21 protein-coding genes are annotated in these 26104 nt (G+C 38.8%); 4 read left to right on the top strand and 17 right to left on the bottom strand.

Annotated elements, in window-relative coordinates:
• Positions 1 to 38 precede the first annotated feature (38 nt).
• From SPK86_RS09665 to SPK86_RS09625, 9 genes are all read right to left on the bottom strand, one after another.
• Complete coding sequence (locus SPK86_RS09665; protein ID WP_330949223.1) at positions 39 to 1742, bottom strand: ABC transporter permease; 1704 nt, start codon at positions 1740 to 1742, stop codon at positions 39 to 41.
• Positions 1739 to 2860, bottom strand: a complete 1122-nt coding sequence (locus SPK86_RS09660) for an ABC transporter ATP-binding protein (protein WP_284139036.1) — start codon at positions 2858 to 2860, stop codon at positions 1739 to 1741. Before SPK86_RS09660 ends, SPK86_RS09665 begins: the two co-directional genes overlap by 4 nt.
• A gap of 15 nt (positions 2861 to 2875) precedes the next feature.
• Positions 2876 to 3916, bottom strand: coding sequence for an ABC transporter substrate-binding protein (locus SPK86_RS09655; protein WP_284139035.1), 1041 nt, complete (start codon positions 3914 to 3916; stop codon positions 2876 to 2878).
• 214 nt (positions 3917 to 4130) lie between these two features.
• Complete coding sequence (locus SPK86_RS09650) at positions 4131 to 5021, bottom strand: glycerophosphodiester phosphodiesterase (RefSeq protein ID WP_284139034.1); 891 nt, start codon at positions 5019 to 5021, stop codon at positions 4131 to 4133.
• A 620-nt stretch (positions 5022 to 5641) separates the two neighbouring features.
• Entirely contained in the window at positions 5642 to 7054 is a 1413-nt protein-coding gene (argH, locus tag SPK86_RS09645) for an argininosuccinate lyase (protein ID WP_330949222.1), read from the bottom strand.
• Between the two features lie 292 nt (positions 7055 to 7346).
• Entirely contained in the window at positions 7347 to 9032 is a 1686-nt protein-coding gene (locus tag SPK86_RS09640) for an ABC transporter permease (RefSeq protein WP_330949221.1), read from the bottom strand.
• A gap of 7 nt (positions 9033 to 9039) precedes the next feature.
• A complete protein-coding gene (locus tag SPK86_RS09635) occupies positions 9040 to 10137 on the bottom strand; it encodes an ABC transporter ATP-binding protein (protein WP_284139031.1) in 1098 nt (365 codons plus the stop codon).
• 136 nt (positions 10138 to 10273) lie between these two features.
• Complete coding sequence (locus tag SPK86_RS09630; RefSeq protein ID WP_284139030.1) at positions 10274 to 11371, bottom strand: extracellular solute-binding protein; 1098 nt, start codon at positions 11369 to 11371, stop codon at positions 10274 to 10276.
• An 18-nt stretch (positions 11372 to 11389) separates the two neighbouring features.
• On the bottom strand, positions 11390 to 12556 hold the full coding sequence (locus SPK86_RS09625; protein ID WP_330949220.1) for an ROK family transcriptional regulator: 1167 nt from the start codon (positions 12554 to 12556) through the stop codon (positions 11390 to 11392).
• Between the two features lie 445 nt (positions 12557 to 13001).
• Between SPK86_RS09625 and SPK86_RS09620 the strand changes: the two genes are divergently transcribed.
• Positions 13002 to 15503: a PIG-L family deacetylase gene (locus SPK86_RS09620; RefSeq protein ID WP_330949219.1), complete on the top strand. Its 2502-nt coding sequence runs from the start codon at positions 13002 to 13004 to the stop codon at positions 15501 to 15503.
• 332 nt (positions 15504 to 15835) lie between these two features.
• Here the strand turns inward: SPK86_RS09620 and glpK are convergent, their stop codons facing one another.
• From glpK to SPK86_RS09585, 7 genes are all read right to left on the bottom strand, one after another.
• The gene (gene glpK / locus SPK86_RS09615) at positions 15836 to 17329 is read right to left on the bottom strand and encodes a glycerol kinase GlpK (protein WP_284139027.1); all 1494 of its coding nucleotides are present in this window, start codon (positions 17327 to 17329) and stop codon (positions 15836 to 15838) included.
• A 160-nt stretch (positions 17330 to 17489) separates the two neighbouring features.
• A complete protein-coding gene (locus SPK86_RS09610; protein ID WP_284139026.1) occupies positions 17490 to 18320 on the bottom strand; it encodes an MIP/aquaporin family protein in 831 nt (276 codons plus the stop codon).
• 385 nt (positions 18321 to 18705) lie between these two features.
• Positions 18706 to 19152 (bottom strand): OsmC family protein, encoded by a 447-nt coding sequence (locus SPK86_RS09605; protein WP_284139025.1) that lies wholly within the window; start codon positions 19150 to 19152, stop codon positions 18706 to 18708.
• Between the two features lie 346 nt (positions 19153 to 19498).
• Positions 19499 to 19633, bottom strand: coding sequence for a YvrJ family protein (locus tag SPK86_RS09600; RefSeq protein WP_284139024.1), 135 nt, complete (start codon positions 19631 to 19633; stop codon positions 19499 to 19501).
• A gap of 81 nt (positions 19634 to 19714) precedes the next feature.
• A complete protein-coding gene (locus SPK86_RS09595; protein WP_284139023.1) occupies positions 19715 to 19930 on the bottom strand; it encodes a DUF2922 domain-containing protein in 216 nt (71 codons plus the stop codon).
• 41 nt (positions 19931 to 19971) lie between these two features.
• A complete protein-coding gene (locus SPK86_RS09590; RefSeq protein ID WP_330949218.1) occupies positions 19972 to 20196 on the bottom strand; it encodes a DUF1659 domain-containing protein in 225 nt (74 codons plus the stop codon).
• 214 nt (positions 20197 to 20410) lie between these two features.
• Positions 20411 to 21175, bottom strand: a complete 765-nt coding sequence (locus SPK86_RS09585; protein ID WP_330949217.1) for a WecB/TagA/CpsF family glycosyltransferase — start codon at positions 21173 to 21175, stop codon at positions 20411 to 20413.
• Between the two features lie 279 nt (positions 21176 to 21454).
• Between SPK86_RS09585 and SPK86_RS09580 the strand changes: the two genes are divergently transcribed.
• Positions 21455 to 22501 carry an LCP family protein gene (locus SPK86_RS09580; protein ID WP_330949216.1) on the top strand — a complete coding sequence of 349 codons (1047 nt, stop codon included), beginning with the start codon at positions 21455 to 21457 and terminating at the stop codon, positions 22499 to 22501.
• Positions 22502 to 22616: 115 nt separating this feature from the next.
• On the opposite strand, the gene SPK86_RS09575 is transcribed toward SPK86_RS09580, so the two are convergent.
• Positions 22617 to 23672 carry a glycosyltransferase family 4 protein gene (locus SPK86_RS09575; protein ID WP_443089771.1) on the bottom strand — a complete coding sequence of 352 codons (1056 nt, stop codon included), beginning with the start codon at positions 23670 to 23672 and terminating at the stop codon, positions 22617 to 22619.
• Positions 23673 to 23906: 234 nt separating this feature from the next.
• Here SPK86_RS09575 and SPK86_RS09570 point away from each other — a divergent pair, with 234 nt between their 5' ends.
• Together SPK86_RS09570 and SPK86_RS09565 are read left to right on the top strand one after the other, a co-directional pair.
• The gene (locus tag SPK86_RS09570) at positions 23907 to 24998 is read left to right on the top strand and encodes a glycosyltransferase family 2 protein (protein ID WP_330949215.1); all 1092 of its coding nucleotides are present in this window, start codon (positions 23907 to 23909) and stop codon (positions 24996 to 24998) included.
• Positions 24995 to 26089: a polysaccharide pyruvyl transferase family protein gene (locus SPK86_RS09565; RefSeq protein WP_330949214.1), complete on the top strand. Its 1095-nt coding sequence runs from the start codon at positions 24995 to 24997 to the stop codon at positions 26087 to 26089. The genes SPK86_RS09570 and SPK86_RS09565 overlap by 4 nt, the downstream gene beginning before the upstream one ends.
• The last annotated feature ends 15 nt before the right edge of the window (positions 26090 to 26104 follow it).

Below are 26104 nucleotides of genomic sequence, written 5' to 3'. Positions count from 1 at the left end.
TTACACATGATAATGCTTCTACTTTTCACCTTAATTTATTATGAAGATTGCTTGCTCGTAAGCCGATTGGCGATTGCTTGTAAAACGATAACAAGCACAACAAGTACAATCGACATCGCGGCAGCAGAGTAATATTCTGCTCTTAGCACATTTTGAAAAATAGCTAAGCTCATTGGTGCCCATTCTGCTGGAGCCATTAAAATAGAAACACTCGTTTCTTTAATAACCGTTACGAATACGAGAATCGATCCAGCTGCAATACCTGGTAGCATTAATGGGCCAATAACAGTAATTGCCGCAGTTAACGAGGACGCACCTAAATTTACTGCGGCTTCCTCAATATCCGCCTTAATCGATTGCATCGTACCAACGGTTGACCGTATCATATACGGTATGCGACGAATCGTATAAGCAATAACCAGAATCATGGCTGTGCCTGTAAGCTGTAATGGTGCTGTATTGAACGTTTGAATAAGCGCGATACCGAATGCAATTCCAGGAACAATTAACGGTACGGTTGTCATAAAATCTAAGGACGCTGCATTTTGCCTTACTACAAAGTAAGAAACAAACGTTGCAATTATTACACTTAGCACAAGCGCTCCAAAGGCAAGAATTAAGCTGTTTTGAATATTACCCAATGAAGAAGTAAAAATTGTCTTATAATGTGCTAGTGTATATCCGTTTGGCAGTGGATCCTTTCCCCACGTCGTTGCAATGGATTGTAGAAACACTGTACCCATCGCCAATAATGGTACGAGGACAACAAAACCTGAAAATGCGGATAGTGAAATTGTTAATGCTTTATTATCATTCAGCTTTATTTGCTTTGGCTTTCCTGATACAGCATCATAGTTTTTCCCTTTGAAAAATGCATGCTGCATCCAATAAACAAACGCTGCTACTGCAATCATAATGACCGTTAGAATCGCTGCTCCACCCCAATTAAAAAATCCAGCAATTTCACGGTACGCTTCAACAACTAATAAGTTCAAGTCGGTTGGCGCTAAAATAATCGGTGTACCAAAATCGGAAAAGCTCACCGAAAATATGACTAAAGCTGTTGAAAGCATTCCAGGGATGGCTAGTGGAAATGTAACGGTAATAAAGGTTAGCCAGCTTTTTGCTCCCATATTTCGTGATGCTTCCTCTAGTGAGACATCACTAATTTTAAACGCTGCTACCATTGGCCATAAGGCGTATGGGAAAAAGAAGAATACTTGCACAATTGCAATTCCTGTCATCGAATAAGGGTCGATTAGTAATCCTTCTCCTCCAAGCGCTTGATAAATATAAGTCACCCAACCAGCTCTACCAAACATAATGATAAATGCGTATGCAGAAATAAAGGTTGGAACAACTAATGGAATGGTACATAACGCACTGATCGTCCGTTTAAAGGGCATTTTCGTACGTGCTATCCCGTATGCAATTGGCACACAAATAAGTAAAACGATAACAGAAACCATAAAGGCAAGATACACACTATTTTTTAATGCATCGAAATAATGCCCTTGTGAAAAAATCTCCTTAAAATTATCGAGTGTCGCATTTTTAAACTGCTCAATCGTCGTCTGCATCGTGTCCAAGCTAATAAGCGATCCAAATAAATTAATCGGCTCATTTGTAAAGGCAACTAAAAATACAGAAACTAACGGCAGGATTAAAAATAAAATAAAGAATGCATAAACAAGCAATCGTACAATTCCAATTCCGGTAAAGGTTTGCTTTAGCCAATTCATATGAGCAACACCCTCTCTGGAGAGACACTTAATTTAACACTGGCTCCAGTGGATAAGATGCTATCTCCAGATTCATACGTCGTATCGACTACTAACTCATGTTCACCAACTTTAACGTCATAACGCACGGTTGATCCAAGATACGTCGCAACCTGAATAATTCCTTCAAAGGCATTATCATAATCGGCTTCCTTCTCATCAAGGACATTAATATTTTCCGGCCGAATGACTACTTGCACCTCCTGGAGTTCGGTTGCAAGCGTCGATTTAATTTGTTGGTTGCCAATTTGAATCGTCGTCATTCCGTTTTCTCGGTTTAACACCGTACCAGGCATAATGTTTGATGTTCCGACAAAATCAGCAATAAACGGTGTTTTCGGATTACTATATAGATCTGTAGGCGTACCGATTTGCAGGATCTCGCCATCCTTCATAACTGCTACCCGATCAGCCATACTCATCGCTTCTTCCTGATCATGCGTTACAAAGATGGTCGTAATCTTTAAATCCTGCTGAATTTTACGAATCGTGTTTCGCATCGTATGCCGTAGCTTTAAGTCAAGGTTGGATAATGGTTCATCCATTAAAAGCACATCTGGCTCCATCACCAAAGCCCTTGCTAACGCAACACGCTGCTGCTGCCCACCTGAAAGCTCACTCGTTAGTTTTTTTGCATGATCGGTAAGCTCAACATACGCTAAAATATCCATTACCTTTTGTTCGATATCCTTTGGGTACTTCATTATCTTACTGTTAAGCATTCGGGTATAAACGCCAAGCTTTTTGAACACATTGCTCTTTCTTAAGTGCTTTATGTTTAAACTGTAAGCAACATTATCAAATACATTCATATGTGGAAACAATGCATAGCTCTGAAACACCATTCCACAGTTGCGTTGATTTGGTGCCAGCTTATTCACATTCGTATCACCAATTTTTATCGTACCGCTTGATGGTTTTTCAAAACCGGCTATACAGCGCATTGTCGTTGTTTTCCCACAGCCTGAAGGACCAAGGAGGGCAAAAAACTCGCCCTCTTTAATGTCCAAATTTATGTTTTGAAGTACAGTTACCCCTGAAAAATTCTTTGTTAGTTGTTCGACTACAACTGACCCCATACTATCAACTTCCCCTTAGTTAATTTTATTTTTCCACTCATTGCGAATACGGTCATAATTCTCATTAACCCAATCAATATCTAGATCAACTGCATGCTCCTTAATCTTATCCAATGATAACGGAGTTTTTGATTCTACATCTGGATTAATTGGAATATGGTACCAATCTGCTAAAATTTGCTGTGCTTCTTTCTCAAGCATGAAATCCATGAATTTTTTCCCGCCCTCTGGATTTGGAGCGTCCTTTACAAGTGTAATTGGGTTTACTAAGATTGGGGTTTTCTCTGGGACAACGAAATCAACGGTTTCCCCATTTGCTTGGTGTTCATATGCCATAAAATCAAAGCCAATCCCAATATGTGCCTCTCCCATTGCAACTCCCTTTGTTGGACCAGATCCAGAATCAGGAATTGAGTTTGCTTGGGCAGCAAGCTTTTGGAAATATTCCCAACCAGCTTCTTCGCCATGCTCCATCATATAGCTCAACACCATTAATGTTGCAGTACCAGATGCTGCTGGATTGGAAAATTGAATTTTTCCTTCCCATTTTGGATCTAGCAAATCCTCCCATGTCTTTGGTGCTTCTTCCTCTGAAACGAGCTCTGTATTATAAGAGAACCCGAGTACAAACATTTCTGTTCCCACATAATAGCCATCCTGATGCTTCATCTTAATGCCATTTTCGACAACTTCCCAATCCTCAGCATCTTTCGGAATATAGCTTGTTATAATATCTTTATCTACAGCGGCTTCAAATGGTAGAATTCCACCTCCGCCATACCAAACATCAGCTTGTGGATTCCCTTTTTCCGCCATCATCTTATTGACCAACACATTCGTTCCAGCATAATCAACATTTACCTTCTGTCCATACAGCTCTTCATACTTTTGTGCTAGCTCCTTCGTTAAATCTGGTGTTTCCGGTGAATAAAGTGTAATTGGTTTATCCCCTCCACCTTCTCCACCATCCCCTGAGCTATCACCAGCACATGCGGATAATAATAAAATACTGAATAAAAACAAAACAGACAGTGCGTAGAATAAGACTTTTTTCAATGTTGTTCCCCCTTTATTTTGATATCTCCCTTAACCCTAAAAAAGAAGAGAATAATAGAAAGAGCCCCCCTTGATAAGTAAGAAAGGGTTTTCAATTAGTTCTCTTCTCCTGGATTCTCTGAGAGATATTCAATTGGTTTTTATTTTAGCAAACGTTTTCATTTTTGTAAATACAAAATAAACAAAATTTTTTAACAATATTTAATTATTACTTTTAATCGTTTCTGCCTTTAAGAACATCGTTCAATATATCAGGGTAGTTGGTAAACATTCCTGTTACACCCCAATCGAGTACTTTTTCCATATCGGCTCGTGTGTTAACCGTATATGGATGCATTAGCAAATCATGTGCTCTTACTTTCTCTACATAGGCCTGGTCAATTTTCGTATGACTTGCCCCAATTCCTACTGCATAGCTTTTAATCTCCTCTAGTTCTTCATCTGTAATCGTTGCAGGCTGTTTATAGGAAATTAGCTGCACAAGTGGCACATTGGGATTGAGCTCATGCAGGATTTGTAGACTTTGTGGACTAAAGGATTGTAGTAGCACCTTACTCGAAGGGCCATTAACTCCGAGTAGCTTATACTTTTCTAGTATTCTGATTAATTCCGCTTCCATCCCTGGATAAACCTCAGGCGATTTCGTTTCAATATAGTAGCGCGAGCCTCTACCAAATTCTTGAACAACTTCCTCGAGCGTCGGTACTTCGAGGCCAACAAAATCCGGATCTGCTTTATCAGGATATTTCTCATTAAACCAAGAACCTGCATCTAGCGCTTTGATTTCTGCTAAAGTCATATCTTTTACATAGCCTGTCCCATTTGTTGTCCGATCGACTCTTTCATCATGCATCGCGATGAGTACGCCATCCTTTGTCATTTGTAGATCAAGCTCGATATAGTCCCCATGCATCTCCTCACCTAGTTCATAGGCTATCATCGTATGCTCTGGGGCATGCCCAGATGCGCCGCGGTGTGCTACATTCAGTATTCGATTCGGATTTAAAGTAGGTTGCTCTGAAGCTGCAAAAGCAAGATTTGTCCCTGCAAGCATTGTAAAAAGAAACGTCATCAATACCATTGTAAAGCTTAATACCTTCTTCATTCATTTCAGCTCCCTATCAAAATATAATCCTACGCTTAAAAATGTAGCTACCCTCCTTTATTATTTGATAATTCCAATAATGGTTAATGCTAGCTTCATAGTCAAGATAGAATCCTTTTATTGCTGAAAATTGATAGATTATGCCTAGCTTACTTAGGGCAAATGAATTAGAGGCGGGAGTTCGGAAGGGGGATGAAGTGAGGATATCTAATATCGCAGGCAAAAAGACTAGGAAACAGTTACAGAAAATGCGAATCCCCTCGCCCAAACTTCGGACGAAGGGATTTTTTATTGAATTTGGGTGGTTCTTGATCAAATTCGAGTGTTTCTTGATCGAGTTTGGGTGGTTCTTGATCGAATTCGAGTGGTTCTTGATCGAGTTTGGATGGTTCTTGATCGTTTCACCCGCTTCTCGATCGAATTTGGGTGGTTCTTGATCGAATTCGAGCGATTCTTGATCGAAATTGGATGATTCTTGATCGTTTCATCCGATCTCGATTGAGTTTTGTTCGGTCTCGCTCGAGTTCACAGCTTTCTCGCTCGAATTGGCCGTTTCTCGCTCGAGTTTGAAAAAACGATTTGTCCTAAAACAAATCGTCTTTCCGCATGACTATACTTTATTATGCTTGCATTACCTTTCTCCTTCGTTGGATCATATCAGATACAACTGCAGGATTTGTTCCGCCTGTTACTTTTCTACGTTCTACAAAGCATGTTGGATCTACGATTTGTTGCCAATCCTCTGCCGTTAATTCAATATCTTCGAGCCACTCATTAACTTGGTGAATTGATATTTCATATAGCTCTTTTTGTTGTGCCTGTGCTTTTTGGGCTATAATACTTGCTTTATGATGTGCCTTTCGAAACGACACACGATAATCACGTGCTAAAACATCAGCCAACTCTGTTATCGTAATCATGTTTTCTCTTGCTTGTTGGTGTGCTCGTTCCTTGTTGAAGGTTATTGTTAGTACAACCGCGCGCATCAAGCGTAACACACGATTTGCTTTTTCATAGCCATTATATAAATGCGGCTGTAAATCATCTTCTGTATCATTAATATCACCATATGGTGTATTGTGAATCATATGAACAACAGCTAATCCCTCTGCCGCTGCACTCGATGCAATCGATCGCGAATGCTCAATAGAAACAGGGTTTCGCTTCTGTGGCATAATGCTACTTATTTGAACATACGCATCCGAAACGCGTAATAATCCTACTTCCTTGGAAGTCATCCTTAGAAACTCCTGTAGCCATCTTCCGATATTTGTCATGGTACTTACAAGCGCTTGCGCTGCCTCGATTAAATAGTCTCCAGCACCAATTGCATCATAGGAATTCTCTATCATTCCATCAAAAGCAAGTAATTCTACCATCCGCTCACGATTAATAGGAAATCCAGAAGTAGTTATCGCCGCTGCTCCCATTGGAGATTGATTTACCGTGTTATATGCATGCTTTAATCGCTCAATATCCCGCTGCAAACTATCATAAATCGCTACTAGATAATGACCAAACGTGGTCGGCTGTGCTGGCTGTGTATGTGTATGGGCAGGCATAATCGAATGAACATGCTGCTCTGCTTGATTTAGGATTGCTTCACTAAGTGCTGCCGTATTTTGAATGGTTTCCTGTAAATAATTACGCAGCACAATCCGATACATCGCCTCTCCCATATCATTTCTACTTTTTGCAATATGCATTTTCCCAGCAAGCTCTTGTCCAATAATTTCACCTATTCGTGACTCAACTAAAAAAAACAAATCCTCGTATGCAGCTGAATACTCAATCGAAGCGCGATCCATTTTTTCAACTTCTGCAACACCTTTTAATATCTGTTCTGCTTCTGACTTAGATAATATCCCTTGTTCGGAAAGCATCGTCGTATGTGCTTTATGAATTAAAAACATGGCATCAAATAGATACTTTTTCTGATCGTAGAACACTGGCTGAAGTAATGTTTCTACATATGTTTTCCCAGGAAATTTCAAACCGTCTGCTTGCTCAAACTGATCTTTAAATGAACTCATTTATAAAGCACCTCAAGTTTACATTGTGATTGTCGTTTATTTAGCCTTCTTGTTATCTAGCTTTAACTCTTGAAACTAGATAAAATTGATTTTGAACATTAGCTAGCGTTCAACTATCTTGAAGATTCGAGATTGAGAGACTTTACATTGCACTCGATCAATTCCAACTACTTCTCGATTGAATCTAACACAATTCCACCTGACTCAACTCCAGCTTGATTGACCCCAGCAACTCTTTCCAAACGCTCGCTCAAGTCTCCACCAACATTTTCCTCTCATTACCCAGAACGGGCTACAAAGTGTTTTCGGTTTTAACCCCAAAGAATCGATAAGCAATGAACATTACGATTGCGATGAGACCTACCTGAATCATTCCATATGCTGCTGCTTGCCCTAAGTTAAACATGCGCAGCTGGTTCATAATCTCAATCGAAATTGGCCTATTACCTAACGTGTACAGTAATACGGAAGTTGGAAATTCGCCGACTGCTTGCACAAACGCCAACAAGGTCCCACTTAATACGCCGGGCATTATGATTGGAATCACAACACGGCGAAATGTATAAAACCATTTTGCTCCTAAATTTTGTGCAGCTTCTTCAATGGAATCATCCATTTGTTCTAGAACGGCATTCGTTGATCGTACAACTAATGGTAAAAATCGCACAAAATAGGCTAACGGTAAAATCCAAAATGTTCCTACTAAAATTTTCCCAAAAGAAAAGACAGATGGTTCGTTAAATGCCAAAATTAAGTTCATCCCAACAACTGTTGCTGGTAGTGCCCACGGAATCATTACTAAAATATCGAGTAGGTTTTTCCCGATAAATTTTCGTTTTACTAAAGCATAGGAGGTGATAATTCCAAAGATAAAGACTCCAAAACAAGCAAGAAATGACATGATCAAACTATGCTTGACTGGATCCCAAATATTCGGATCTTCAAAGAGCAATTTAAAGTTTTCGAGGCTAAATGCTGTTGGATATGTTTGCCATGTCCAAGCCCCCTCTGGCACTAAAGACAATACTAATAATGTGACATGTGGTAATAGGAGAACAATCATCGCGATAATTCCGAGTGTTACCATCGACCATTTTAAAAGCGGGTTATTTACCTCACTGCGATGCGCCCCAATTCCCTTGCTTGCCATTCGATAATCCTTTCTTCCTTGATACCAGCGCATGAACAACAAGAAAGAAATCGATACAACGGATAGAATAACCGATTGTGTGGCAGCCATTTCTAAATCACCATTTATTTTAGAAAAATAAATTTGTAAGCTTAATACACGGTATCCTCCCGCAAGTAAAAATGGCGCACTAAAAGAAGCCATGGAAACCATGAACACTAAAAGCGATGCGGCCACAAGCCCGGGTGTTAATAATGGAAAAGTAACCTTCCAAAACACTTTAAATCGACTTGAACCTAGATTAAACGCGGCTTCTTCAAGTGACGGATCGAGATTGTTTAAGGCAGAAGATGTCGTCATATAGAAATACGGATACATCGTATATGCATGGACAATTAATATTCCTGAAATGCCTCCAATACTAAATGGGACATTTTCTAAATGAAGTAAGTCTTTTATCGCATTTGGAACAAGTCCTGCTTCTCCATATAAAAACATGAACGCCATAACGCCAACAAGTGAAGGCAAAACAATCGGCATAATTGCGATATTCGAAAAAAATTGCCGACCTGGAAAATCATATCGATTAAAAACAAATGCTAATGGAACACCAATTAATGCACTAAAAAAGACTGATAACAAAGAAATATATACGGAATTCCAAAGTGCTTCAAAATTTGCTGCTGATTTAGCTCCGAAAAAGTCCTGATAGTTTTGTAATGAAAAAACACCATTTTTCTTAAAGCTTTCTAGCATCGTTTCGATCGATGGGTACAGTACATAGCCAATTAGAATTAAGGCAACAGGTATTAACAGTAGAATCGTTTTTCTTTTTTCTGCGTTTAACATATGCATGTCACTCCTTTGCCTTTGGAACCACTCTAATTTGGTCTGCTGGCAGCTTCACGTATACTGTCGTACCTGCTTTTAAATATGTACTTGGCCCTTGATTCAAGCCAGTCGTCTGGATCTTAATCGAATTATTTACCATTACAGTCGTATGAACAGCTGCACCAGTAAACTGAACGAGTTCAACCGTTCCAGAAAAAACATTTTCCCCTGTTAATTCCTCTGTGGATACCATTATTGCCTCTGGACGAATCGACATTAACAATGCATCGCTTTCTTCATGCTTCGCAATGTTTCCTGTTGTATTTTGTACATGCACAGCACCATTTAGTTGCTCTGAATGGTAAATGATTTGATTTTCTGTTTTTTGTTCAAATTGAATTGGAAGTAAATTTGTTTCGCCAATAAATTCAGCGACAAAGTCATTTACTGGCTCATTATAAATTTCAGTTGGTGTACCTACTTGCTGACATTCACCAAAATTAAACACGGCAATTCGATCACTCATCGACAATGCCTCAACTTGATCATGGGTAACATAAATCGTTGTAATCCCATACTCTCGCTGTAAGCGTAAAATCTCTGCCCGCATTTCATCACGCAATCGTGCATCAAGATTACTTAAAGGTTCGTCTAACAATAGAATATCTGGTTCGATTACTAATGCACGAGCAAGTGCGACACGCTGCTGCTGTCCACCACTTAACTGGCTAACTTGCCGTTCAATATATTGATCAAGTCGAACTTTTTTAAGAACTTCCTCTACACGTTTTTTAATTTCAGCTTTACTCACTTTTCTTACTTTAAGGCCAAAAGCTACATTTTCGAAGACGGTCATATGAGGGAACAATGCATAGTTTTGAAACACCATGCCTGTATTCCTTTTTTCTGGTGGAACGGTAGTCATATCCTTCTCATTGAATTTGACTTTACCTTTTGTAGGGTAGTAGAAGCCGGCAATCATACGAAGAGTTGTTGTTTTTCCACATCCACTAGGTCCTAGAAATGTGAAAAACTCGCCTTCTTTAATCGTCAACTCTAATTTCTTAACTGCCTCTACACTACCAAATTGCTTCGTTATTTCTGATAAATGCACTGTTGACATGAACAACAACTCCCTTTATCTCCCGGAAATAGAAAAGCATTATTTCCTTCATCCTGATGGTTCATTTATTACCTAGTAATGAGGTGAAACGACTTAAGAGTAATTCGTTCCACCTAGATTACTAGTTTACTTGTGTTTACTCACTTTTATCTTTTTTTGCATTTTTAATGTTGTTATCCCAATGCTCCATCCACTCATCAGATTTTTCTTGGAATAGCTTCCAATCAATATCCATTGGATTAATTTCTGTTTTTGTAATCCATTCTGGAAGATCTGTTACATCCTCACGCGTTGGAATACGATAATACTTCTCTGCTAGCAGCTTAGCTGCTTCCGGAGTATTAACAAATTCGTAAAATGCTTCAGCTGCTTTTGGATGTGGTGCATCTTTAACAATAGCAATACCTTCTGTTAAAACAGGTGTACCGCTCTCTGGAATAACATAATCAAACGGATAGCCTTTTTCTTCTGCAAGCATGACTGTATCTGGCATATTCCAAACAGATAGAGTACCTACACCTTTAGCTACTTGATTGTACATAATTTCTGGATTTGCTGAATATTCCTTTGTGTTTGCATCTAGCTTTTTCAACCATTCATAGCCTTCTGACGGATCCTCTGTATCTTTATACGTACGATAAATCATCGAGGAATAAATGGTACGCATCGTTCCTGATGCTAATGGATAACGAATGATTAATTCATCTTCCCATTTCGGATCTAGTAGATCGTCCCAATCCTTTGGCGCTTCGTCAGCAGAAATTTCCTTTGAATTGTATAAAATTACTTCTGGTGTGATAGACGTTCCAGACCACATCCAGTCTGCATCATGATACATTTCATCAATTGAATCAGCATAGGAAGGCTTATATTCTGCTAAAAGTCCTTCATCCTTCGCTTGATCAAAGTTTACTTGAGGAGCTCCCCACCATACATCTGCCTGGGTATTATTTTTTTCCGAGCGCACACGGTCAAGAATCTCCTGTGATCCCATATCTAAAAATTCCATTTCAATGCCATACTTTTCTTCAAATTGCTTTTCAAAATCACTTAAAATATCTTTTCCATGCGGAGAATAAACGACTACTTTTTCCTCAAGCTCTTTATCTCCATCTTTTGCTGCATCTTTTCCATCATCCTTTTTATCATCTCCACCAGCCATACACCCGGCTAGCACGAAACTAAAAATGATTCCCATAATAAGTACTAAGCCACTTTTTCTAATCTTCTTCACTAAAATAACCCCTCTCCATTAAATATTAAAAATACTGTCGTATTCCTTCAAAAACAGTGCGACAGCTCCAATAACGCCCGCTTCTCTTCCAAAGGTTGTTCGAACGACATCACAGTTTCTAGGTGTAAAACGTTCAATGATATGCTTCATCTTTTGCTCAATCAATGAATACGCTTCGCTAACACCACCTCCTAAAATGACAATCTCTGGATCTAGTAATGAAATATAGTTGGCAATTCCTAGGGAAAGATTTTCGATTGCTGCATCAATCACTTCTATTGCAATCGGATGCTTTGCTCGATAAAGCTCAAAAGCCTCTTTTGCAGTTATTTCTTTTCCAAGCCGGCTTGTCATCGCATCCCCAATTGAAGTTCCGCCAGCAACACTCTCTAAAAAGCCATAACCGTCATATACAGGGTGGTAGCTGTTCGCGTATTCCCTATCTGTTACCATATAGCCAATTTCTCCAGCACCATAGTTACTTCCACGGTATAGTTCTCCATTAATCATGATACCGCTTCCAATTCCTGTTCCAATTGCAATGTAAATAAGATTGTTCTTCTTTTTGCCCACACCCTTCCAATGCTCACCTAGCACTGAAATATTTACATCGTTATCTACAAAAATTGGATATGGAAATATCTCACTTAGTTTTTGACGAACCGGAAAACGCTTCCATTTTAAAGCTGGTGCCTCATGGACAATTCCTGTTTCTACATTCGTCACCCCTGGTATGCCAACTCCCATACCAAGAATTAATTTGTCATCAATATCGAGCTCGGCCTTCATTTCTTCAATTTGATCTCGAATCTTTTCAAACAGTCGATCCTGCTTCATATGTTCCTGTGTCGAAAAAACACGGTAGGAACATATTTTTCCATTTAAATCAGTAATTCCAGATGCTACCTTTGTTCCGCCAATATCAATCCCTATCACATATGCTTTTTTCGGATTGAATTTGAGATTAACAGGCTTTCTTCCTCCAGTTGTTGACGATTCACCATTACCCATTTCGTGAATCCAATCTTCTTCAATAAGCTGGTTCACAAGCGCTGAAACGGTTGGCTTGCTTAAATTAAGCTTTTTCGCAATCATTGCTCTAGATGTAGATTGCTCGTCTATTACACATTGGAGAATCATTTCCTTGTTCATATTCTTTATGTACGCTGCATTTCCTTTCTGCATTGCATAAGCCCCTTAATTTTGTTATTTCATTCCTTTTCCCTCGTAACTTTTTCATGTGCTTACTTTTACTTTAGTTAGTAAAGTTTACTTACTAACCATCTGTCGTATAACATAATATATGAAAGCCCTATCATTTGTAAAGTACTAAATTATTAAAAAATATTTTTTATTTGGATTTCGGTTTCTTCGCAGGCTTAGAAATAAGCTATGCATGGATGTTTTGATTTATGTTTTTATAAGTAAAGTGTTTCTTACTTACGACCTATTAATCGTAAACAAATAGAACTTTTGTAATATTTACAACATTATTCGTACATGCTACGGTTTAAAATATTAGCAGTGGTATTGCTTGACTGGTTAGTTAGTATATTTAACTAACCAACTTATTGCGAAAAGGAGGTACTGTTTTAATTAGGATACACTAAAATGAAAGGGGTTACAAAAAATGAAAAAAACACTTTATATCTTGTTGGTTGCACTCCTTACACTTCTACCAACATCCAGTTTTGCCAAAGTTAGTGAGAAACATGATGTCGAGCTATGGAATGTTGTTAACCCGTTGCAGACAACTGTCACTTTTTTAAACACGGGGGCGCATCCAGATGATGAGCGCAGTGATTTTTTAGCTTATTTATCAAGAGGTCTTGGCGTGAAAACTGCTAGCTTAATTGCCAATCGCGGAGAAGGTGGACAAAATGAAATAGGCAATGAACTAGGAAACGCACTTGGAATTATTCGTTCTAATGAAATGGTGGAGGCTGCAAAAATTACTGGCGTGAAGGCTTTCCATTTAAGTGAAACAACTTCTGACGCCATTTATGATTTTGGTTTTTCTAAGTCACCGAATGAAACATTAGAAAAATGGGGCGAAGAAGTAACGTATGAACGATTGATTCGTTTTATTCGTACGTACCAACCAGACATTGTTATGCCCTCCTTCCGCAACGTTAACAGCCAGCATGGACATCACCGGGCAATGACAATTTTAAGTGAAAGAGCATTTGAGGATGCCGCAGATCCATCTGTTTTTCCAGAGCACCTTGAAGATGGTCTACACGTTTGGCAAGTGAAAAAGTTTTATTTACCTGCAGTATCTGAGGAAACAGCAACAACTTCCATTGAAATAGGTGATTATGATCCAATTTATGACATGACTTACCCACAGCTTGGAGAAGCATCTCGCTATATGCATAAAAGCCAAGGGATGGGAAAAGACATTCCAGCTGAGCCACGCCAAACGCACCTAGAGCTTGTAGCGTCAGTTTTAAATGATGAAGAAGCAGACCTTTTCAGCGGAATTCCGTATAATTTTGAGGATTGGGCAGAAGTCGTTGAAGCTGACAATGAACGTCTTAGTGAACAACTCGAAGCATTACAGGAAGCGCTCGAGGACATTGTTGAAGCATATCCAAATCGTGCACACGTATTGCCAAAATCTCAACAAGCTTTAAAAGATGTTCGGAAGCTATTGAAATTTAGCGAACGGGCCGACTTATCGGAAACAGTGAAGAACGATTTAGTGCATAAGCTGGAAATCAAGGAAAAGCAGCTGCAGGACGTTAGCTTTGTTGCTGCCGACCTTGAGGTTAAAACGGATATTAATTCACAAGTACTAACGCCAGGAGAAGAAGCAACTATTTCTGTTTCCATTACAAACAAGGGAGCAAAGAAAATACACCACATGAAAGCGGGCATTGCTATTCCAGAAAGCTGGAACCAGCAAAATGAAAAATATTTGAAACATGTAAAACCAAATGAAACAAAAACAGTAACCTTTAAAGTAAATGTACCTGAGGATGCTGAATTGTTTGCAGCCTATGATGATCCAATCGTGCAAGCGGAGGTATCCTTTAAAGAACAAGGCGTAACAACTGTGAAGGTTGTTGATCTTGATAATACGGTTTCAGTACTTCCAGAGCTAAGCGTAAAGCTAGATCCGGAAAATATTACGGTGAATACCGCTGCGGTGCAGGAGGAAATTCCAGTCCGCGTGAACGTTAAAAGCTATACGAACAGCAAAATAGATGGAAACGTATCATTAAAACTTCCAGATGGCTGGACGAGTGAGCCTACTCAACAAGAAGTAACGTTTCATAACCGTTTTGAGGAAAAAGAGCTGACATTTACAGTTCACCCACCGGCTCAGGTTGAAGCAGGCGATTTTTCTATTGATGCAATTGCGAGTGCTAATGGGAAAACATTTACAAAAACGGTGCAGGAAATAAAGTATGAGCACATTAACGATTCCTATTTCTTATATGAAGCTAAGGCAGATGGTGTAGCGTTTGAATTACTAAAGCCAGATAATTTGAAAGTTGGTTACATTGAAAGTGGATTTGATAAAGTTGCCGACTACCTTCAAAATGCTGGATTTGATATTACAAAGCTAACTGAAACCGATTTAGCTACTGGCGACTTAACTCAATATGATACTATTGTCACTGGAATTCGAGCGAACCTTTCACGCGAGGATCTCGTTCAAAACAATCCTCGCCTACTAGAATATGTAGAAAATGGCGGACACTTAGTTGTGCAATATCATAAGCCTTGGGACAATTGGGATACGAATAGCTCTGCGCCTTATCAGCTCGAAATTGGTCAGCCTTCGATTGAATGGCGTGTTACAGATGAAAATGCAGCCGTAACCATGACCAAGCCAAATCATAAGCTGTTCAACTATCCAAATACCATAACCGATCGTGATTGGGACAATTGGGTACAGGAACGCGGCCTGTATTTTCCAATGAATTGGAGCGATCAATATGAAACCTTCGTTCAGATGGCAGACCCAGGCGAAGAAGCATTTGATGGTGGAATTCTCCTCGCTAATTATGGCGAAGGAACATATTTATATACAAACCTCGTCTTTTACCGACAAATTGATAACCAGGTGCCAGGTGGATACCGCATATTTACAAACTTGATTAGCTATGGAATAGAGGAATAACCTGTCATCAGTATGAAAACACCTCGCCTTGGTTGGCGAGGTGTTTCTTTCCTCTTCAGGTGGATGGCTATGGAGTGGCGTGGCATGATTGAATGCATTAACTGATTCTCAGAATAAAAACTGGCAGGCCGTCTCATGTGAAATTGGGTGGTTCTTGATCGAGTTGAGCCCTTTCTTGATCGTTTCACCCTGGTTCTTGATCGAGTTGAGCCCTTTCTTGATCGTTTCACACGATTCTTGATCGACTTCAGCCCTTTCTCGCTCGACTGTCACCTTGTTCCAGCTCGTTGTGTCGTTTATCCCACTTGATCTGCGTCCACGCACGTTAGTCTTTATTTAAATGAGCGTGTTGCTGCAACTGCTTTTTGCCAGCCGCCGTACAATTCTTCTACTTGAGCTGTTTCCATCGTATTTTCAAAGACCTGGTCGACCTTCCATTGCTTGGCGATTTCTTCTTTATCCTGCCAATATCCTACTGCAAGGCCTGCTAAATATGCCGCTCCTAAAGCAGTTGTTTCTTGAACTACGGGGCGTTCAACAGGCACACCGAGCATATCACTTTGAAATTGCATGAGTAGATTATTTTTTACCGCACCGCCATCTACGCGGAGCTTTTTTAAATGGATTCCAGAGTCAGCGATCATCGCATCAAGGACGTCTTTTGTCTGGTAGGCAAGTGATTCTAATGTCGCGCGGATAAAATGGGCTTTTGTCGTCCCTCGTGTCAAGCCAAATACAGCACCACGGGCATCACTATCCCAATATGGCGTTCCAAGACCGACAAATGCTGGTACCATGTAAACCCCATCCGTTGAATCTACGCTGTTAGCGAAAGCTTCACTCTCCGGTGAACTATTGATCAGCTTCAAGCCATCACGCAACCATTGAATAGCTGAACCTGCAACAAAAATACTTCCTTCTAATGCATATTCCACCTTGCCGTCTACACCCCAGGCAAGTGTCGTTAGTAGGCCATGCTCGGATGAAACACCTTTGTCACCTGTATTCATGAGCATAAAGCAGCCTGTTCCATAAGTGTTTTTTGCCATGCCTTTTTCAAAACAGGCTTGCCCGAACAATGCTGCCTGCTGATCACCAGCAATACCTGCGATTGGAACCTCGTGACCGAAAAAGTGATAATTCACTGTTTTCGCATATACCTCTGATGACTGGCGAACTTCAGGAAGCATACTCATTGGCACACCAAGAATATCTAACAGCTCCTCGTCCCATTTAAGGTCATAAATATTAAACATCAGTGTTCGCGAAGCATTAGAGTAATCTGTAACATGCTCCTTTCCTCCTGAAAGCTTGTAAACGAGCCACGTGTCAATCGTTCCAAACATGAGATCGCCATTATTCGCTTTTTCGCGTGCTCCATCAACATTATCTAAAATCCATTTCACCTTCGTCCCGGAGAAATACGCATCGATTAACAGGCCCGTCTTTTCACGAAACAAGTCATTATATCCTTGTTCCTTTAACTCATTACAAATCGGCGCGGTTTGTCTTGACTGCCAAACAATCGCCTTATAGATTGGCTTTCCTGTTTGTCGATCCCAAACAACCGTCGTTTCCCGCTGATTCGTTATACCAATACCAGCCACCTGTGTTGGCTCAACATCTGCCTTTCGTAGCACCTCAGATATACACGCTAGTACCGATGTCCATATTTCATTCGCATCATGCTCTACCCAGCCTGGCTTTGGAAAAAACTGCTCAAACTCCCTTTGGGCAGTTTCGACTATTTCTCCTGCATGATTAAACAAAATGGCTCTAGAACTCGTAGTTCCTTGATCGAGCGCCATAATATATTGCTGTTCCATAGAATCTCCTCCTATTTTCTAATATATCTGCGTATGACTTTTTTAATCGCTCAACGATGTTTTGTTTGTCTTCATTTTTTATATAAACATATTCTACCGAAAAATACCTTATCTTTGTAACCGTTTGCTTTTTTTCGTTGCTAAAACAGCGTTGTCCAACCTAGCTTAGCTTTTGTTCTACGTCATTTGCGAAAGAGCGTCCCTTTTTCAATTCTGCATTCACTGCACCAACGATTACAATGGCTGTTAATGCACTCATTATCCAAAAAAGCGCAGAAAAGTTACCTAAAAATAAAGCTTGATAAAATAACGCACCATAAATCCCTCCAAAAATTGGTCCAACAACTGGTATCCAAGCATAGCCCCAGTCTGAATCCCCTTTTCCTGGAATAGGAAGTAGTGCGTGTGCAATTCTTGGTCCTAGATCACGCGCTGGATTGATTGCATATCCTGTTGCACCACCTAATGACATACCGATTGCGACGATGAGCAAACCAACAATGAGTGGATTTAATCCTTCGGTAAATTCATTTGCTCCAATAAACATGAGCCCCATTAATAAGACAAATGTCCCTACCATCTCACTAATAAAGTTTGAAAAGGGACTTCGAACTGCTGGAGCTGTTGAAAATACTGCAAGCTTAGCCGCTTTGTCCTTTGTTTTTTTCCAGTGTGGTAAGTAGTTGATGAAAGCAATCCCTGCGCCAAGCATCGCCCCAATCATTTGTGCCACGATATACAATGGCACCTTCTCCCAAGGGAATTCACCTGCAACAGCAAATCCGATTGTTACTGCTGGATTGATATGGGCACCTGATATACTTCCTACCGCATATACGCCCATTGCTACTGCAAGTCCCCAGCCAATTGTTATGACGACCCATCCAGCACCCTCTGCTTTTGAATTTTTTAATACAACACCAGCAACAACACCCGCTCCGAAAATAATTAGCACCATCGTCCCAATCATTTCTGCTAAAAATTCAGACATATCCTTCACCCCTATATTTTCTTATTTTCAAGTATGCATAAATACCTACAACCTTTTCTAAAAAATAAAACACATCATGATTCTCCACCCCTTTTTGTAACTACCCTTTTTTCTTACCATGCAATCCTTCATTTAAAATAAAGTTCGTTGTCATATGATATTCGACTTAGGACAGGTTTTATGTCTGTTTATTTTTTCTGCTTTTAACATAATGCTTTTGCTTTAGTGGGAAGTTAGTAGTAAAGAAACAATTGCGTAGCGGAACGCCGCTTGAATCCATTTCCCCGAAGTATTTTTAATTGATGACTTTTTTATCATCTACAACAAAAAAGCTCCTATTCAACATTAAGAATAGGAGCTTTTGTATACTATCGTTTAAAGAAAGTTATTCATTTTCAATAATGATTTTATTTAGCTTTAAATTTACAGTATTTGCTAATGTATCACCTACTGGACAAGTATCTTCAATAAATGCCACAAATTCTTCTACTTTTTCTCTGGGTGCATCCGTTTCGATATGAATATTGTAACGAATGTCACTATACCCTTTTCGTACATCTGCTATTTGTAAAAATCCATCTGTATCAAGATCGCCTTCTACTTCAACCCAGAAGTTGGTGAATTCCATTTTAAATTTTCTTGCAAACGCACCAGCAACAATTGCCTGACATGCACCTAATGCACCGAGCACTAATTCTACTGGATTCATTCCTGTATCAGTTCCACCGAGGCTTTCCGGTTCATCTACTGTTATTTCAAAATTTCTTGATTTCACCTTTACTTTTACACCTTCCTGTAAATATGCTGCTGCTTTAAAAATAGTTTTAGGCATGGATAAGATCTCCTTTCAAAATGCATTTCTTAGTACACTTATATTGTAATTCTCCTAGCCGACATATACCATGGATAGATTGTGAAATATTGAGCAAACTTTTAACGTTTATCGAGCAACTTACTGGACATTTCATTTTTCAACCCTTTTTTTAATATATTGCTTCCTTTTCTTGCCATGAATGAACGCTTATTAGAATACGTTTCAAATTTTACATCCCTCATTTCGCTTTTCGCTTCTTTAAGTTCCCACAGCAAATGTAATTTATCCTGTTATTACTTTCCTTAAATAAAAGTACCTTTCAAACGCAAAAAGAAACTCCGATCACTCGAAGCTTCTTAGTTAATCATTTTAGTTTTTCGGGTAACGTATGGATCGATTCGATTAACAAGTTTAATTTACTTTCAATTCGATGGAGTAGATAAAAGGTTACTACGATTGGAAAGCCAACCTCAGTTATGAATTTTATCCAAGCGTCCATTCCATTTCCCTCCTTCGTTGAAAAAACAGACCAGCTTTATGAGCTGGTCTTGTTCACATCAGAATCATAACATGGTGATCGTTATACTAATTGAATTTCTTCTACAATATGCTCAACTACACGAGCACTTTTCTTAGCAACGAGGTTTCCACCCTTCGATGTAAATGCTCCTTGTGTAATGATCTCGTCCATTACTCGTGAAACCTCTGTAGGATCCACAGGCTCTAGTGGTTTATCTAATGCATAGGTGACTGTCTTTCCTTCCGCATTCTCAAACTTAAGCTCCAACTTTTTCATCTCATTCTCCCTCCCATCATCCCTTTTTTAAAACGTGCTTCTTATGCTTGACGAATGTCCGAGCTGTCTTTTCGTTCAATTCTGTAGAGCGGGCGTTGCTGTAAGCCAGCAATTGCCGTTGCAACAGCATACAATTGATTTGCTGTCGCAGCAAAATTCACATTGTTGAACGACTTTGCCTTATAAATCGGCTTCCCTGTGATGGCGTCGTCTCCATCATATAGAACAAGACGCAACTGCGAATTCGTCATATCTGCTACTGCCATCTCCCCCACCTCCTTTCACTGCTAATATCGAAGGTGGGCGAAAAAAAGGGGCGCTTCATATTCTCTCATATCGTTTAATACCAGCTGAAGCAGTTAAAAACCTGCCACCATTTCATACTTCTATTCGAATACACTAACAAAGAGAGACTTTTTCCATTTCCATTTAAAAAAGCCTTACGAAAAAATTCACTTTTTTCATAAGGCTTATTAGCTATTAGCTCTTTTTTAACAGGATTCGAAAAATAAATTCAAACGCCTTGCCAATTCTTTTTATACGGAAAGGCTGTTTAATAATGCGGTATAACCACTCTAAATTTAAATTAATCCATTTCTGTGGTGCACGCTTTACTTCTCCAACGAAGGTATCGAAGCTCCCTCCGACCCCTATAAACAATCCTTTTTGAAAAGCATCGATATGATGAGCAATCCATTGCTCCTGTCTAGGCATTCCTAAAGCAACGAATACTAAATCCGGAGCCGCTTTACGCATATCATCAATTAACATTGGATCATTTATGTCTGTATATCCGTGCTGATGTCCGACTATAGTAATATTAGGGAATTGCTTTTCTACCTCAAGGACCATTTTTTCATTTATATAGTCCTTTCCTCCAAGAAAATAACAGCGTAACCCTTGTACATGCGCAAAATTTAATAAGTCAAGCATTAAATCATAGCCAGCAATTCTTTCTTGTAATGGCTGCTTTAAATACTTGGCAGCAAGTAATATCCCCGCTCCATCTGGCGTAACAAAATCCGCTGACTGGAGCACTTCTTTATAAGAACGTTGTGCTCTTCCTTGCATGACAATTTCTGGATTTGCTGTCACAACAAAGCACTTTTGCTGTCGATTTAAACGTGGATACAGCTGATGATGAAGAAAGTCCTTTTTTGTCATATTTATAAATTGTATATCCATAATGGAAACTGTTTCATGATGCTTCATTTCATGTAACCTCTCTGCTTTATCAATGGTCATCGTAAAACTCCCCACATCCAATATTTTACACTACGTTTTTTTAGGTTTGTCGACAATTGTAACGTCTAATTATTATAGATGTAATAAAAAAGCAATTTACGAAAAACTGAATTCATAGTAAAATAAAGGTTAGCTTTACATTCGCTTAACATTAGCAATCTATTATTTTATCATGATACATGATACCATTATCGGGCAAAAATTTCTATGTGAAAATAATGATAACACTGCCAATAAAGCAGAGACTAGAAATACCTATACACAAAGGGAGAATTTATAATGTATAAACAACCAACGTCAAATTCACGGATTGTGAGACGTGTTAAAAAACGTAAGCTTAGAAAAAGAATATTTTTTATCGCCGTTCCGCTTCTCGTTTTTTTATCCGCTTTTTCCTATTTCACTTACCTATATATAACGGCAGACTCCGTTTTTTCAAAATCCTATCAAGATGATGGAAGAGAAAAATCAGAGCTTCGTGACAAGGTGGTCAATCCAAGTGATGATAATGTGTCCGTTTTGATCATGGGTGTTGATGCGAGTGACATCCGTAATAATGCGGACAATTCAAGAACAGACACAATGATGGTAGCAACACTAAATATAAAAGAAAAAAGCGTGAAATTGCTTAGTATACCTCGTGACTCACTTGTCTACATTCCTTTTGATGGCAGTGAAACAAGGATTAATCACGCCCATAGTAAAGGTGGGACTACAGCTGCTGTTGAAACGGTAGAAAATTTGTTAAATATTCCGATTGATTACTGGGTAAAGGTGAACTTTAATGCTTTTATTGATGTCGTCGATGCAATTGATGGTATTAAAGTGGATGTACCATATGAATTTAGAGAACAGGATTCCAATGATGTGGCAGGAGCTATTCATCTTTTGCCTGGAGAACAGCAACTTGATGGAGAGGAAGCACTCGCTCTAGCACGTACACGTAAGCTCGATAACGATATTGAGCGCGGAAAAAGACAGCAGGAAATCATAAAAGCAATTGTTAAAAAAGCGGTTTCGATGAACTCCATCTTAAAAATTGATGACGTGATGGAAGCAGTTGGAAGTAATATGACAACGAATATGAGCTTTAGTGACATGAAGAGCTTTATCTCTTATGGCACAAGTGGTAAAAATCTAAAAATCGACTCATACTCTCTTGAAGGAGAGGACTACTGGGTATATAATCCAAAGCGCATGTATTTCTGGAAGTTAGACGAAGAAAAGCTTGTAGAAACTAAAGAACTCCTACAGCAGCATCTAGATGTAAAATCTATTGCAACTCCTAATGATGCTAGTACAACAGAGCATGCAAGCCCAAATTAAGACATTAATACAAAATGATCCATGTTTCCCACGGAAGCATGGATCATTTATTTCTCTAGACCTCCCCTATTACAGCAAAAAACCTTTCAGCATCCATGCTAAAAGGTTTTTCTTTTTATTGCTTATGTCGTAGCCCCTTAACAAAATTCGTTAGCGGCTTATAGTTACTATTAATGAGCTCTAGATTCTCAATTAATACTTGAATGACAAGCATTGCAATAACGAAAATTAATACAGAGCCCCAAACCGTTGTCATCGAAAAGAGAATCGCTGCTAAGCTAAACATCGTACTTAATCCATAAATAAATAATACCGTTTGCTTATGTGTAAATCCAAATTTAATTAAGCGGTGATGCAAGTGAGCGCTATCTGGACTGGACATAGGCTGCTTATTAATAAAGCGACGGACCATCGCAATTAATGTATCGGAAATCGGTACCCCTAAAATAAAGATAGGAATAACGAATGAAATGATCGTTACATTTTTAAATCCGAGCAACGCTAATACGGAAATCATATACCCTAAAAACAATGCTCCTGTATCACCCATAAATATTTTTGCAGGAAAAAAGTTATAACGCAAAAAGCCAAGTGTACTGAAAAAGAGAATGATGGCAATTGTCGCTACATAAACCTCTCCCATGATAATAGCCATAATCGAAATCGTAAAAAGCGCAATGGAAGAAACGCCTGCCGCCAGCCCGTCCAAGCCGTCAATAAGGTTGATTGCATTCGTAATTCCAACAATCCATATTAATGTAATTAAGGAGCTTAGAAAACCAAACTCCACTTGCCCACCGAACGGTAAATTAATAAACTCAACCTGCAAGCCAGCCCAATATACGACAAGTCCGGCAGCTAAAAACTGTACCGCAAATTTAACCTTTGGTGACAGCGTATATAGATCATCAAAAATCCCTAAAATAATAATGAGTACAGCACCACAAATAATGGCAATATGGTAATCATTATATGGTTGAAGCACAAAAAGGCCGACTAAAAAGCTAATAAAAATGATTAGTCCACCAGCGGTTGGGATCGGTTCTTTATGCACTTTTCGGTAATTCGGTTTATCTAATAAATGAAATTTTTTACTATGTTTAATTAACACCGGTGTTAAGAAATAGGATGTTATAAATGATAAAAATGCTAACACGATAATATTAATCAATTTGGCCACCTCATTATAAAAGCCATTCCAATCAACAAAACAGGAACTTTCATTTCTCTTTCTTCATTATAAAGGTTAGAACGAAAATTCTCCAATAAAATTTACATTGCCTTAATATTTCCCTAAAAAAATAAAATCATTCCTTTTTCTGCTTTTGAATAAATATTGCTAGCTTGTCAATAACTGTTAAGATGAAACCATTATTAGCTTCCCGAGAGAAAGAAAGGTGAAGTCATGCAACCAAATAAGCTAGTTAGTATTATCGTTCCAGTGTATAACGCTGAACAGCAGCTAACACATTGCATAACAAGTATTCTACAGCAAACCTATCCACATATTGAAATCATTTTAGTTGATGATGGCTCTACTGATAACAGCTTGAAAATTTGTTACTCTTTCTCACGCTTAGATCCACGCGTCATTGTCATTCATCAAGCCAATGCTGGTCCATCAACAGCTAGAAATAATGGTATAAAAAAAGCGTCAGGCGATTATATTCAATTTGTAGATGCAGATGATTATATCGATCGAGACATGACAGAAACACTAATCAAGCATATAAGCAGTGATACGCCTTTTGTTATTTGTGGATATCGCTCATTACAAAAAGGAAAACGGTCATTGATGCATACCAATTATATTCCACCTTTAGATGGAAGCTTTTCTAAAGCAGAATTTTTACAACAATTTGGCATGTTGTACACCAAACTGTTACTGCATTCCCCTTGCAACAAGCTTTATCAAACGCGTAATTTAAAATCTTCTGCTATTCAATTTCAAAAAGGGCTCCAGCGTGGAGAGGATTTATTGTTTAATCTCGATTATATCCGTACCTGTGAAGCTATGTACCTTATTAGCAAGCCCTTATATAACTATGTTATCTCTCAGGATGATACATTGTCTCGTAGCTTTAACAACAGCCTTATGGACAACCAAAAGTATTTATACTCGTGTGTAAAACAATTTTTAATCGAGCACCAAGTTTTTCATGGAGCAAATAAAAAATATGTTGAACAATCTTATATGAATAGTATTGTGAAATGCTTAAATAATGTGTTCCATCCTGCATCCAACTATTCTACGGAAGAAAAGAAAGCTCAAATAACTAACATTCTCGAAGAAATTCCGGAAGATAAACTGCGCTATTATTCGGGTGGTGTTCAAGCCCGTCTCATGAAATTCTTTATACGCAAGCATTCTACTCAAGGGATTTATGTCTTTTTTAAAGCAAAGCATTTTCTAAAATCAAGAATGCTTCCGTTATTCTATCTCTTAAAAAGATTGAATTTGAAAGAAGAAAAAAATAGTAAAGGAAACCTGCAATGAAAAAAATAATGATTTATGCCTATACGCAATTTAACCTTGGCGATGATTTATTTATAAAGCTGTTATGTGAACGGTATCCGAGCGTTCAATTTCTTTTATATGCCCCAAAGAAATATGAACTTCTATTTAAGCAATGTATTAATTTAACCGTTTACCCGAGTGATACACCTTTTGAGAAAGGAAAACGATTACTAGGGAGAGCGCTAAAGCTCCCTTTCTCAAAGCCAATTGCGTTGTCAAAACGATGCGATGGGATCGTTCAAATTGGTGGTTCGTTATTTATTCAACGAGTTGGCTGGAAAAAAGAACTTGCTATGAGGAGGAAAATGCATATAAAGGAAAAACCTTATTATCTACTCGGAGCTAACTTTGGACCTTATGATGATCCAGCCTTTTATAATGCTTACAAGCGATTGTTCGCAGCTTATACAGACATTTGCTTTCGAGAAGAACATTCCTACCGGCTGTTTCAAGCGCTTCCGAATGTTCGCAAGGCGGATGACATTGTATTTCAACTTAAACCTGAACGCATACAATCAACAACAAATAATGTGTTTATATCTGTTATAAAACCATCTACACGAAAGGAGTTTGCTGCTTATGATGAGCCGTATTATGAAAAAATTCGCGATATTGCACTTGCACTAATTCAAGAAGGCTATCAGATTACACTTACATCTTTTTGTGCATTTGAAGGAGATGAAGATGCCGTGAAGCAGATTCTAAACCTTATTCCAGCAGCGAAACGATCTTCCATTTCAACGCATTTTTACCAGCATAATATGGAAGAAACCTTACATATCATTGCGCAATCCTGCTATGTTATTGCAACCCGATTTCACGCGATGATCCTTGGTTGGGTGTACGAGAAACCTGTCTTTCCAATCGTATATAGCCAGAAAATGATACATGTCATGGAGGATGCTCAATACAATGGCACATTTGCCCTTCTCCAGCAAATAGCAGCGCTTGATTCTAGGGAAGTCACTTCTAGTATGGAAACAAATACGTTATCTATTCAAAAACAAGCTAACAGTGCTCCACAGCACTTTCAGGAGCTTGATAAATTGTTATTGAAAACAGAAACATGATATTGACAAAGGAAT

The organism is Virgibacillus sp. MG-45, from assembly GCF_036409425.1.
In the GTDB taxonomy this organism is placed as follows: Bacteria; Bacillota; Bacilli; order Bacillales; family Amphibacillaceae; genus LDC-1.
This window is presented reverse-complemented; position numbering and strand designations above follow the sequence as displayed.